The organism is Peptoniphilus harei, assembly GCF_016726485.1.
Taxonomy (GTDB): Bacteria; Bacillota; Clostridia; order Tissierellales; family Peptoniphilaceae; genus Peptoniphilus_A; species Peptoniphilus_A harei.
This window is the reverse complement of sequence record NZ_CP068103.1, coordinates 173,198-186,688: the sequence shown is the minus strand read 5'-3', so window position 1 is coordinate 186,688 and position 13,491 is coordinate 173,198. Positions and strand designations below refer to the sequence as shown.

At 33.6% G+C, this 13,491-nt stretch carries 10 protein-coding genes; 7 read left to right on the top strand and 3 right to left on the bottom strand.

Annotated elements, in window-relative coordinates; translation table 11 throughout:
• Positions 1–181 precede the first annotated feature (181 nt).
• The gene (locus tag I6I93_RS00800) at positions 182–1,249 is read left to right on the top strand and encodes a pyridoxal-phosphate-dependent aminotransferase family protein (RefSeq protein WP_112890372.1); all 1,068 of its coding nucleotides are present in this window, start codon (positions 182–184) and stop codon (positions 1,247–1,249) included.
• Positions 1,250–1,435: 186 nt separating this feature from the next.
• A complete protein-coding gene (locus I6I93_RS00795) occupies positions 1,436–3,703 on the top strand; it encodes a stalk domain-containing protein (protein WP_112890371.1) in 2,268 nt (755 codons plus the stop codon).
• Between the two features lie 79 nt (positions 3,704–3,782).
• Here the strand turns inward: I6I93_RS00795 and murC are convergent, their stop codons facing one another.
• The gene (gene murC, locus I6I93_RS00790; RefSeq protein ID WP_112890370.1) at positions 3,783–5,177 is read right to left on the bottom strand and encodes a UDP-N-acetylmuramate--L-alanine ligase; all 1,395 of its coding nucleotides are present in this window, start codon (positions 5,175–5,177) and stop codon (positions 3,783–3,785) included.
• 161 nt (positions 5,178–5,338) lie between these two features.
• On the opposite strand from murC, the gene spoVG reads away from it, so the two are divergent.
• Positions 5,339–5,662, top strand: coding sequence for a septation regulator SpoVG (spoVG, locus tag I6I93_RS00785; protein WP_112890369.1), 324 nt, complete (start codon positions 5,339–5,341; stop codon positions 5,660–5,662).
• Positions 5,663–5,751: 89 nt separating this feature from the next.
• Here spoVG and alr read toward each other — a convergent pair whose 3' ends face one another.
• Positions 5,752–6,909, bottom strand: coding sequence for an alanine racemase (alr, locus tag I6I93_RS00780; protein WP_112890368.1), 1,158 nt, complete (start codon positions 6,907–6,909; stop codon positions 5,752–5,754).
• A 99-nt stretch (positions 6,910–7,008) separates the two neighbouring features.
• Positions 7,009–8,328: a uracil-xanthine permease family protein gene (locus I6I93_RS00775; RefSeq protein WP_236587189.1), complete on the bottom strand. Its 1,320-nt coding sequence runs from the start codon at positions 8,326–8,328 to the stop codon at positions 7,009–7,011.
• 92 nt (positions 8,329–8,420) lie between these two features.
• Between I6I93_RS00775 and crcB the strand changes: the two genes are divergently transcribed.
• From crcB to I6I93_RS00755, 4 genes are all read left to right on the top strand, one after another.
• The gene (gene crcB, locus I6I93_RS00770) at positions 8,421–8,783 is read left to right on the top strand and encodes a fluoride efflux transporter CrcB (protein WP_112890367.1); all 363 of its coding nucleotides are present in this window, start codon (positions 8,421–8,423) and stop codon (positions 8,781–8,783) included.
• An 83-nt stretch (positions 8,784–8,866) separates the two neighbouring features.
• Positions 8,867–9,565, top strand: a complete 699-nt coding sequence (locus I6I93_RS00765) for a response regulator transcription factor (protein WP_112890366.1) — start codon at positions 8,867–8,869, stop codon at positions 9,563–9,565.
• Positions 9,565–11,640 (top strand): sensor histidine kinase, encoded by a 2,076-nt coding sequence (locus I6I93_RS00760; RefSeq protein WP_112890365.1) that lies wholly within the window; start codon positions 9,565–9,567, stop codon positions 11,638–11,640. The genes I6I93_RS00765 and I6I93_RS00760 overlap by 1 nt, the downstream gene beginning before the upstream one ends.
• A gap of 125 nt (positions 11,641–11,765) precedes the next feature.
• On the top strand, positions 11,766–13,490 hold the full coding sequence (locus I6I93_RS00755) for an aminopeptidase P family protein (protein WP_236587188.1): 1,725 nt from the start codon (positions 11,766–11,768) through the stop codon (positions 13,488–13,490).
• Position 13,491 lies beyond the last annotated feature (1 nt).

The window sequence follows — 13,491 nt, the reverse complement described above, 5'->3', positions numbered from 1 at the left end:
GCAAAAATTTATAATTTAAATTATCACAAGAAGCTTATGATTGAGATCTTCACTTTAGAGGTATAAATATAATCTAAGATAGTAGAAAACAAAAATATTATATACAAGCCTACAAATATTTTTATTTGACGGTAAAATTGATTTGTATTATTATTTGTTAGTAATAAAAGGGGGAACAAAAATGAAATTATTTTTACCCGGTCCTGTGTCTGTTCGCAGCGAAGTTTTAAAACAATTTGAAAAACCTGTTATTGGACATAGAACTAAGGAAGCATCAGAAGTTCAAAAATCAATTTCAATAAATATGCAAAAGATATTTGGAACAAAGGAAGAAATCCTTGTTTCAACATCATCAGGCACTGGACTTATGGAAGGTGCTATTAGGTCTTGCACTAAGAAGAGGGCTCTTATATGTTCTATAGGAACTTTTGGGGACCTTTGGCAAAGACTTGGACTTGAAAATGGAATAGAGACAGATATTTTGAGAGCAGAAGACGGAGAAGTAACTGATCCTAATAAACTAGAAGAAGCTTTGAAGGAAAAAGATTATGATTTTGTAGGAATCACTCACAATGAAACTTCATCTGGTATCTTAAATGATCTAGCTGGACTTAAGCCAGTTATTGACAAGTATCCAAATATTGTTTGGGCACTTGATACAGTAAGTTCTGCTGGTGGAGCTCCAATTGATCAAGATAAATATGGAATTGATATTGCTATTACATCTTCACAAAAGTGTCTTTCACTAGTACCAGGACTTAGCTTTGCATCTTTTTCTGAGAAAGCTGTTGAAAAGGCAAAGACTGTTGAAAACAGAGGTCACTACTTAGACTTACTTCTTTTGTATAATTATGTTAAAGAACACGATTACCAATATCCATCAACTCCAGCAATTTCTAATATGGTTGCTGCAGAGTATCAACTTAACTATATTATTAATGAAGAAGGACTTGAAAATAGATTTAAAAGACATGAAGAGATGTCCCAATATTTTAAAAAGTGGGCAGATGAAAACTTTGAAATCTTTGGTAACAAGGACCATCTTTCTCCAACAATAACTTGTGTTAAGAATACTAAGGATTTAAAATTTGATATTTTAAGTCACGAATTTATGAACAAGGGATTCTTAATTTCCAATGGATATGGAAAACTTGCTGGCAAGACTTTTAGGGTTGGTCATATGGGTGATACAAGCTTAGATGATATAAAAGAATTCACAAAAACTTTTGACGAAATATTAAATAAATAAATTAAAGAATATCCTGGGCGACAGGATATTTTTTATTGTATATTTAGTTTAAATAAAGACCTAGTGAGGATGATTCCTTCTCTAGGTCTTTTATAATTCATAATTAAGTTTTTGTTACAAATCCACGTATTCTTTGAGAATGAAGAAAGTATGATTTATAATTTTTAATTAAGTGAGGTAGATAAAATGAATAAGAAAAAAATTAGTATTGCATTGATTTTATTTTTACTTTTTATAACTTCAAATGTGTTTGCAGAAAACCAACTACTCTTTCAAGAGCCAATTGCTCCAGGAGTAGTAAGATACAAATACAAAGTTAAGAGAGGTAAGAGAAATGCAGAGACAAATGTAATAAAAGTAGATTTAAACAATCCCCATGTAAAGATCAACACTGTTGCAGGTGGAGGTACTTATACAAATAAGGCCACTGTTTCACAAATGGCCAACAGGACTAATGCAGTTGCCCTTGTAAATGGTGACTTCTTCACAATGAAACTTCAAGGAGCTCCACTGGGACCATCTATTATCAATGGGGAAATAAAATCATCTCCAGCAGTCTTAACAGACCTTTGGTCCTTTGGGATTGATAGCAACAACAAGGCCTTTATTGATCTTACAAAGTTCGCTGGAAGTGTAACGGCGCCTAATGGCAAGTCTTTTCCAATAGATGGACTGAACAAGACTATTTATTGGTACCAACCATCTAAAGAATATTCTCACCAATCTAAAATTCAAATGTATGACTCTTTCTGGACTTCAAAGACTAGGGGAGATAAGACTACTGGGGAATTACTTTTATCAGAAAATGATGTCGTAGAACAAATTTCTTATAGGAAGAATTTAGATATGGCTGTGCCTAAGGGAAAGAAGATTTTACAATTCTCCGAAAATGCAGAAAAGTTTATGCAAGATAATGTTAAAGTTGGAGATAAGCTTACAGTAAGAACAAATATTGAGCCTAACAGAAATTGGAAGATGATGATTGGCGGTCATGCCCTTCTAGTTGAAAATGGAGCAATAAAAAAATATACAAAGGACATAAAATCTATTGACGGTGTAAGAGCAAGAACTGCTGTTGGAATTAGCCGAGATGGTAAGACAGTTTATATTGTAACTGCTGAAGGCAGGACAAAAAGATCATCTGGACTTACAATTAGTGAACTTGCACAATTTATGTTAGACCTTGGAGTAGACAAGGCTATGAATCTTGACGGTGGTGGCTCCACTGCCATGGCTGTTAGAAATCTTGGAGACCTAAAGAGGACTAGGGCGACAAACCCTGAGAGAAATGGGGCTGAAAGAAGAGTTGTCAATGGACTTGGCGTTTACAACACAAGTAAGAACACTGGTCTCATTGCTGATGGAAAATTTGAAAGTGATGTAGACACAATTGTTGGTGAACAATTAAACCTAAAGCTAAAAGCAGCTTGGGATGAGTTTTTAAATCCTATTGATACTAAGTCAAGGACTTACACACTTACAGAATCATCAAACGGGGCAAATATCCTAAATGGTCAAACTTATCTTCCAATGACTCCTGGCAAGTTTGTGGTGAATCTTAAGGCTGACAAGGGCGATGGCTTTAATAAAGAAATTAGTGTTGCTGACCCATCAAGTTATACAAACTTAAAGCTTTCAACAAAAAACAATATTATAAAAAGAGGAAGCGAGATCAAGGTTGAGGCAACAGGTGAATACAAGGGAAGAAAAATAAAAATTTCTCCAAGAGTTTTAAAGCTAAACTTTGAAGATTTAAATGCTGAAGTAAATCCAAATAATTTTAATATAAAAATTAATGATTACGGAAAAAATCCAAAGATTACTCTTAAATTTGGAGATAAAATTGCAAGTCTTCCACTTTATGATGAAAACACAAGACTTATAAAGATGAAGATAAATGATGTAAACTACACAGTTAATGGAGAAAAGAAAAAAATGGATGCAAAGCCATTTATTTCTAACTCAAGGACTCTTGTTCCACTTAGATTTATAGTTGAAGCTATTGGCGGCGACGTTCAGTGGGATGGAGATAAGAGAGTGGTGACAGTAAATAGCCATGGAAGAGAACTTCTTCTTCCAATCGACTCAAAGACAATAAAAGTTGATGGAAAAGATATTGCTATTGACCAAGCTGCAATAATTAAAGGGGACAGGACTTATGTTCCAATAAGATTTATTGCAGAAAACTTAGAAATGAATGTAAATTATATCCACGAAAGTCGTGAAATTGAAATTTCTTACTTTGAAGATAAAAAAGAATTAGATAATAAAGAGCTTAATGAAAAGACTGAAGTGAATAATTCTATTAATGAGGATATTAATTCAAAGAATAACAAGAATTTAAACAATAAGTCTAATGAAAATAATAAAAATAATGAGCTTTCTAATAATAACTTAGAAACAAATAATAATTCTTCAAATACAAATGACAACAACAAAAACTTGTTAAATTAAAAGATCTCCTTTAGGGGAGATTTTTTTATGGAAAATATTATAAGAGCAATAAAAAAGGAACTCCTACGAGTTCCTAATTTTATTTATTATCTTCTTCATTTAAGAGCATTTCGCCAATTTTATAGACGTCACCAGCTCCCATAGTAACGAAGATATCGTCCTTAGAGATATTTTCTTTAACAAACTTCACTATGTCTTCGAAACCAGAAATGTAAAAGGCATTGTCTCTGTGGTCGGCAATGGCATTTTTCAAGGTCTTTGAGTGGATGTCACCATAGTCCTTCTCACGTGCTGCATAAATATCTGTGATTATAATTACATCAGATTCATCAAAAGAATTTGCAAAAGCATCAAGCAGGAGTTTAGTCCTTGTAAAGGTATGAGGTTGGAAAACTGTGTAAAGTTTGCCCTTACAAGCATTTTTAATTGCATGAATAGACGATTTTATTTCAGTTGGGTGGTGGGCATAGTCGTCCATGACCTTTGCACCTTTATAAAATCCCTTTTCCTCAAGCCTTCTCTCAACGCCTCTATAAGATTTTAAACCAGCAAGAGAGTCTTCAATGGATATTCCATTTATATAGGCAGCACTAATAGCAGCAAGGGAATTTAAAATATTGTGTCTACCAAGAACTGAGAGTTCAACGTGGGCAATCTTTTCGCCTTTCAGGTAAAGGTCATAAGTTGGGAAGCCTTCCTTATTGAATTCAATATTTTTTGCCATAAGGTCTGCATGATTTTGTATTCCAAATGTAAAGACATTGCAATTTTCAATTGGCAAGAGGGTCTTCACATTTTCATCATCAATATTTAAGATTACATAATCACTTTCTGTTAGATTATCAACATAACCTTTAAAAGTTCTTATTATGTGTTCTATATTATCAAAGTAATCTAGGTGATCCTCATCAATATTTAAAATAATTTCTGTTGTAGGGAAATATTTTAGGATATTTGCCTTGTACTCGCAGGCCTCTGTTAAAAATAAATTCTTATCTCCGATTTTTATATTTCCATCAATATCCTTTAGTTGGCCACCAAGCATAATTGTTGGATTAACTTTTAGGTCCTTAATAATTTCTGTAAGCATTGATGTAGTAGAAGTTTTGCCATGAGTTCCTGAAACAGCGATAGATTTCTCATAGTTCTTCATAACTGCGCCTAGGAAGCTTGCTCGGTCAACAAGATCTATTTTTTGTTTAACAGCTTCTGTGTATTCTTCGTTGTCAAAGGAAATTGCATCAGTAAAAACCACAAGGTCCATGCCATTGATGTGTTCTTTTTTGTGTTCGTAGTAAACCTTGGCACCATTTTTTTCTAACTTTTCAGTATTAATAGAAGGGCTCCTGTCGCTTCCATAAATATTGTAGCCCTTAGATAACATCAACTCTGCGAGAGCAGACATGGAGATGCCACCAATTCCTATAAAAAATATATTCTTATAATCACTTTTATCTATATTAATTTCAAACAATTTACTTCCTCCAATTCTTTATAATTATAACATATTTTCTAAAGTGAGAAAATTTTTTAAGTCTTCTTTTAAGTAAATTTAGGGAAAATATTTAACTAACATATTCAATATATAGCTTGATTGTGTTATAATGTGATAAAGAAAGAGAGGATGATACTTCTATGAACATAACTGATGTAAGACTACGTAAATTGCCAACTGAGGGAAAACTTAAAGCGATAGTATCTGTAACCTTTGATAATGAATTTGTGCTTCACGACATAAAAATAATAGAAGGAAAAGAATCATTATTTTTAGCAATGCCAAGCAGAAGACTCCCTAATGGAGAATACAGAGACATTGCCCATCCTATTAGCGCTGAAGCGAGAAAAGAACTTGAAGATGTAGTATTTAAAGAATACTATTCTGTGAAGGAACAACTTGACCAAGAAGAAAACAAGGCTGAAGTTATTGAAGTTGAAGCAGAAGAAGTAATCGAAGAATAAAATTTAAGAATTTAAAGATTTAGAGAGCCAAGAGCTCTCTTTTTTTATGTTAACTTACAAATAAAAAAGGCTATGTAACCATAGCCTTATTAGTCCATCTTGCTCACGTGGACAAGTTCTTTATTTTTGTAATAGTATTTTGGAAGTCTCCTGTTGAAGTGGGTTATGAAGGATGTTTCACAATCACCAGAGTGGATACAGATGTCACGAACCTTTATCTCTTCATGGCCCTGTCTTCCAATTAAGACAACATCGTCGCCAATTTTGCAGTCAATACCTGTGGCATCGACCATCATTTGGTCCATGCAGATGAGACCAATTTGTTTACATCTTTTCCCATTGATCAAAACTTCAATTTTTTCAGAGAGAATTCTTGGGAAGGCATCTGCATATCCAAGGGGAAGGGTCACAACTTTTGTGTCTTTTTCGCAAATATGAAATCTTTCGTAACCTACAGATTCTCCTTTTTTCACTTCTCTTATTGAAGAAATTTGAGCCTTTAAAGATATAATTTCTTCTAAACCAAACTCCTCTGGAAGGTGGTCACTGTCAGTGTATCCAAATTGAATTATACCAGGTCTTACCATATCCAGGTCGTACTCATCGTGAAAGAGAACTGAAAGAGAATTTGCAATATGCCTATACTTAAAAGTACATCCTAGATTATTTAATTCATCAATAAATGAAGTGAAGATTCTAAATTGTCTTTCAGTAAATTCTGGGTCACTTTCACAGGCTGCAAAATGGGAAAAAATCCCCTCAACATTTATATTTTCAAGTTTGAAAATTTCTTTTATTTCTTCTTTTGCTTCATCACAGGGAGTAAAACCAATTCTTGACATGCCTGAGTCAAAGGCAATATGTATCTTAGCTTCTTCTTTTAAATCTTCTGCAAGATCATTTAAGACTTTTGCGTCAGCTAAGGAGTAAATATTTAAGGTAATTTGATTTTTAATTGCTTCTTCGTAAAGGTGGCGAGGAGTGTAGCCTAAAATGAAAATATTAACTCCATCAAATCTCCTTCTTAAACTAAGTGCTTCAGAAAGAGTTGCCACTGCGTAATAATTTATCCCAAGGTTAAGGGAAACTTGTGAAAGTGGGAGAGCACCCAACCTATAAGCGTCGCTTTTTACCACGCTCATAATTTCAGTTTTTTCTCCAACCTTGTCTTTTATTATTTTCATATTATTTTCAAATTTATCAAGATCTATCTCTATCCAAGCAGGTCTTGTCAAAAAATCTTTCATCTCATTGTCCTTTCGATTAAAAGTTACTTTTTTTATTATATCACAGTAAATATATAAAATACTTTTTGAAAATAAAAAAACTGCCAAGAGGCAGTTTAATTAATATTCTTTGTCTATTAATAAAATGTTTAAGATAACAGCTACAATAGTTCCTCCAGAAATTCCAGAAGAGAAAAGAGCAGCAATAACAGTTGGAAGTTTTGCAACAATGTCAGGCCTCATTGTGATTCCAATACCAACACCAATGCCACCAGCAATAATCATTAGATTCTTAGATGAGAACTTAGCTCTTGATAGGGCCTGCATACCTGAACCTAAAATTGTTCCAAACATAAGAATTCCAGCTCCACCAAGGATTGGTGTTGGCATAATAGAAACAAGAGTTGCAAATTTTGGACAAAGACTCATTATAATTAAAATAAATGAGGAGAAGATTGCAACTTTTTTTGACGCACACTTTGTAAGTGGAATAAGTCCTACGTTTTGACTAAAGGTTTGGGCTGCACCTGAACCAAAGACAGGAGAGAGCATTGAACCAATAGCATCTGCTCTTACACCAGAAGCTATGTCGTTGTCATCAAGGTCAACTTCGCAAACTTCACCAAGTGTTTTCATAACTCCAACAGTTTCTATAATTGTAACAAGATAACCTGCTATAAAGGGGATAACAAATTTCACATCAAATTTAAGTCCAAAGGGAAATAAACTTGGAAGTCTTATCCAAGGAGCAGCAGCAACTTGTGAAAAGTCAACAAGGTCTAGTGGAATACAAATGATGTAGGAGATAGTCATGGCAATGACAACTGATGCTGTTGTTGCAAAGCCTCTACCGTAATGATTTATAAAAATTATAAGTAGGAAGGTAAAGACGGCTATCCCAATAAAGAGTGGGTCCCCATAATTTTCTGCACCATAACCTCCACCAACCCAGTCAAAGGCAACAGGCATCATAGTAATACCAATAAGAGTGATTACAGTTCCAGTTACAACTTCTGGGAAGAATCTAAGTAGTGGCTTTATAAAAAAGCTCAAGATTAACTCTAGGAAGGCCCCCATAATTGTTGCACCGAAGTAACCAGCGAGACCGCCGCCCATAGTATTAATAACAGCATTGGCAGGCGGAACAAATCCAAAGTCTGTCCCCATAATAGTTGGAAGTCCTATACCAACCTTGGCCTTGCCCTTAAAAATCCCCCTTGTTTGGATAAAGGAACATATACCCGAAGCAAGGAGGGCAGCAGAGATAAGTACTGAAGTTTCAGCGACATTTGTGCCAGCAATAGCAGCGATACTAAGTGGGACTGCAATAATTCCACTAAAGGCTGTCAAAATATTTTGAAAACCAAGTAGAGATGATTTCAAAAAATCTGGCTTGTCGTCAACTTCATATTCAAGTTTCATACCATAATATTTCTTCACAATAAACCTCATTTCTCATATAATAATGTTGAGTAAATTTTAACACATTCACTTTTAACTAACAATATTTCTAGGATAGAAAGGATGAAAAAATGTACATATTTGTTGGACTTGGTGGAGCCTTGGGGTCTATGCTTAGATATTTTTTATCTAATACCATAAAAAGTAACGGGGACTTTCCTCTTGGCACTTTTATTATAAATGTAGTGGGATCATTTTTAATTGGACTTATTGCTTTTTACGCAGAGAAAAATAATTTGGACTCGAGACTTGTTTTATTTTTAAAGGTTGGATTTTGTGGAGGCTTCACTACCTTTTCAACTTTTGCCTTTGAGATATTTAAGATGGGAGAGAGTAACAAGTTTGGGACAGGAATTTTTTATGCCTTTCTTAGCATAATTTTGTCTATCATTGCTATATATCTCGCAAGAGAAATCACAATAAAGTTATTTTAAAATAAGATTTAAGATTTTTGTAAGAATTTGTAAGAAGTTTTGTAATTATTATTTGCTATTATAATGTCAGAAGGAGGGATGTAATGGATAAGTACAATATTTTAATTGCCGAGGACGACAAGGAAATCGCAAAGTCCATTGGAATTTATCTAAAAAATGAAAATTTTGAAATTTTTTACGCTGAAGATGGACTTGAAGCTCTAGAAATTTTTAAAAATGAAAAAATTGACCTAATTATAATGGACCTCATGATGCCAAAACTTTCTGGCGAAGAAGCAATAATTAAACTAAGAGAAGTTTCCTTTGTCCCAATAATTATCCTATCTGCAAAATCAGAGGACACAGACAAAATTTTTGGACTCAACATTGGTGCTGATGATTATGTTCAAAAGCCCTTCAATCCAATGGAACTTATTGCTCGAGTAAAGAGCAACTTGAGAAGATTTTATGCCTATGATTTAAAAAAGGACAGGAACTTTATTGAGATAGGCAGTATTAAGCTAGACTTGTCACAAAAAATTGCCTATGTGGAGGACAAGCCAGTGGCGCTTACTTCTATTGAGTTTAAAATTTTGGAACTCTTGATGAAGAATCCCAATAGGGTCTTTTCCATTGAAGAAATTTACGAAAGTGTCTGGAATGAACCAGCCATGGAGGCAAAGACTGTGACAGTTCACATTAGACGAATTAGAGAGAAAATCGAAGTAAATCCAAAGAAGCCAATGTACTTAAAAGTTCAGTGGGGTCTTGGATATAAGTTTGAAGATTTGAGGCGAAAATAATGAAAAAAAATTCTTACAAATTATCCTATTATGCTTTAATAATTTTAGTAATTTCACTTGTATCACTTTTGGCAGGATCATTTTTATACAAAAAAAACCCTGATTCTTCTTATAGAAGAAGGATTACAGAAAGTTTGATATACAACACTCTTTATCAGTCAGTAAATAACAATGATGAATTTTATAGTAGTTATAAAGAATTTAACTATGCTGTAAAGTCTTACAAGCTAAAGTATTTTGATATTTATGGAGATGTAGTTACAGACACAGGAGCAATTGAAGCTCAAAAGAAGAAGGATGACCTAAAGGCCAAGGGACTTGACCCAAAACTTTACTTGGACGAAGGTATGTTAAATCAACCAGAATTAAAGTCTGAATACAAAACCTTTTACCTAACTAATGAATATGAAAAAAATGAATTTGATCCTCTAGAGATTGAATTAGGAGATAATGACTTTTTAATCACTGGTTCAGTAATCAATGATAGTACAGTGATTGATAAGGTTCAAAAGAGTCAAAGACTAATGGATAGCGACTACAATTTTATTGATAAGTCTTTTAAATCAGGTTTAAATGAAGCCTTCAGTAGATTAAATAGTAACAATAATGTTAAGAATTTAAAATTTGCTTACTATGCTTCTTTAGACGATGAAGTCTTTAAAGAAATTGGAAGAGATGTCTTTAGGGACCAGGTCCAAGTGCAAATTGGAGTAAGCGTATTGATTGCAGCGGTCTTATCAGCAATACTTGGACTATTTATGAATATGGAAAAAATTGACGGCAGCGAAAGCTTGCGAAAAGTCTTTAAGTTTCCAATAGAAGTTGTGATTATCTTATTTGTAATATTTGTAATTTCCAGTGCAGGAATATCAAGTATGAATCAAATTTATAGAAACTTGTATGTTTTCTATCTATTGTATTTTATTGGTCTTGTGATTGTTTCACTAACAGTAAATTATTTTGTAATCTTACTAAAGAGCATATTTAATAAAAATACAGAAAATTATCTAGTGAAAAATTCATTAATTTATAGGATTTTTACTGGGGCAATTTCTGAATTCTCAAATGCGTCTGATGACAACAAAAATATTAAAGATGCAAAAGTTAAATTTACCCTAGTTTATTTTGTAGTTTTCTTATTGTTTGCAATACTCAACATGATGTTTTCAACTATGTCTTACTATGCTCCTGAAAAAATGATGATTCCAATGATATTATTTGGCATCTTTCTCTATGTGATAATTTTTAAAAACATAAAGGAAGTTGCAAGAATTTACAGAGAGTCCAGCGAAATTGTTAAGGGAAATTACAAAAAGAATATAGAAAAAAATGGTGGTCTTTATGACGGCATAGTTGACAATTTTAACAACATTGGAGAAAACTTAGACCTTGCCATTGAAGATGCAGTCAAGTCCGAAAGGTTAAAGACAGAACTAATTACAAATGTGAGCCACGACCTAAAGACACCTCTCACTTCAATACTAAATTACTCTGACTTGCTTTCAAAGGAAGATAATTCTGAAGAGGAAGCTAGAGAGTATGCAAGGATAATTAATGAAAAGTCCAACAAGCTCAAGGTCTTAATCGAAGACTTGTTTGAAGTTTCAAAGGCAAGTTCTAACAACGTTGAACTTGATAGGCAAGAACTTGATTTTAATTCTCTCGTTGCCCAATCCATTGGCGAGTGGGAAGATAAAATTGCAGAAAACAATATTGAGATAATTTCAAACCTTCCTGAAGAAAAAGTTATGCTTAACATTGATGGACAAAAATTCTCAAGAGTCTTAGACAACTTATTCTCAAATATTTCTAAGTATGCCTTAGAAAACTCAAGAGTATATGTTGACTTAAGAGATGATGGCAGAGTTAAGCTTACAATAAAAAATATTTCTAAGTATCCACTTAATATTTCTGCAGAAGAACTCATGGAAAGATTCACTCGTGGAGAAAAATCAAGGACAACTTCAGGATCAGGTCTTGGTCTATCAATAGCATCTTCCTTTGTAAGAGCTCACGGAGCAAGCTTTGACATAGACATCGACGGAGACTTATTCAAAGTTACAATCGAATTTTAAAAATAAATTTAAGAGAAAGAGAGAAAGTTCGGGAGACCGGACTTTTTTCTTTGCCCTAAATTCCTCTTGTGATAATATAAGACCTAGGAAGTGATAATGTGATTCTAAATAAAATACGAAAATTAATGAAAGAAAATAAAATAGATTTTTATCTTGTGCCATCAAAGGACCCACATGGGTCTGAGTACCTGCCAGACTATTACAAGGAAAGAGAGTTTTTGACAGGTTTTACTGGTTCACAAGGGACAGCACTTGTTACAAGAGACGAAGCCTATCTTTGGACTGATGGAAGATATTACATCCAAGCTGCAAGAGAGATAAAAGACTTTGGCTTTGAACTCAAAAAGCAAGGACAAGCTGGAGTCTTAAATTATGATGAGTGGATAGTTGAAAATATTAAAGAGGGAATGACACTTGGTCTTAATGCAGAATACTTTTCTCATCAAGAGTTTTCTTCTATCTCAAAGAAATTGCAAAATAAAAATATTAAAATCCTTGACATAGATTTGATAAAAGACCTTTGGGAAGATAGGTATGACTTCCCATCTGATGATGCCTTCTTGTTGGACATCAAATACGCAGGTAAGTCTGCGTCAGAAAAGATTTCTGAGATCAGAGAAATTCTAAAAAAGAAAAATGCCCATATGACAGTGGTTTCTTCACTTGTTGACATTGGCTGGACTCTAAATCTTCGTGGCATGGACATAAAGGACATACCAGTTTTAATTTCCTTTATGGTAATAGAAGAAGGCAAGGTTCTTTTATTTACTGACAAGGCTAAGACAAAAAATATTGAAGAAGAACTTTCTAAAGTGGTAAAAATAAAAGATTATTCAGAATTTTATGAACATTTAAAAACTTATAAGGACGAAAAAATTTATCTTGATTCCGCATCTATTAATGAAAGAATTTATAAGGGACTTTGTGAAAAGAATGAAATTATTTTTGGAAGAAATATTTCAGAAGATTTAAAGACTATAAAAAATGAAGTTGAAATAAAAAATCTTGAAGAAACTTATGTTAGGGATGGAGTAGCACTTTTTAAGTTCATCTACTGGTTAAAGAAGAATGCAAAAAATAAAATTGGAGAATATGAGGCTGCTATGAAACTTGATAGCCTCCGTGCTGAAGACCCACTTTATATTTCCAATTCCTTTGATACAATTTCTGCTTATGGACCTAATGCTGCCATGATGCACTATCACGCAACAGAAGAAAATGAGTCAACTATTGAAGACAAGGGACTCTATCTTGTGGACTCAGGTGGCCAATACTATTCAGGAACAACTGACATAACAAGGACAATTGCCATGGGAGATTTAAGTGAAGAAGAGATTAGAGATTACACATTGACCCTAAAGAGTCACATCAACCTCATGGATGCAGTTTTCTTAAAGGGAACTTATGACCTAGCCCTTGATGGGATAGCAAGGTATTCCCTTTGGCAAGAGAGAATGGATTACAAGTGTGGCACTGGCCATGGAATTGGTTTTGTTCTTTCAGTTCACGAGGGACCTCAAAGAATTTCTCCAAGAGACCCTGCAGTTAGGATGGAAGAGGGAATGATAGTTTCCAATGAACCTGGAGTTTATAAAGAAGGCAATCATGGAATTAGGATCGAAAACATCATGAGGGTTGTTTACGACTGTGAAACTGTGGACTCTGTCTTTGATAAGTTTAAGACAATTTCCTTCTGTCCCTTTGAACTTGATGCAATTGATGTAAGTCTTTTAACAGATAGACAAGTAGAAGTTTTAAATGCCTACCACAAAGAAGTTTTTGAAAAATTAAGTCCATATATTGAAGGAGAAATTTTAGAGTTTTTAAAAGAAGCAACTAGAGAGGTATAGA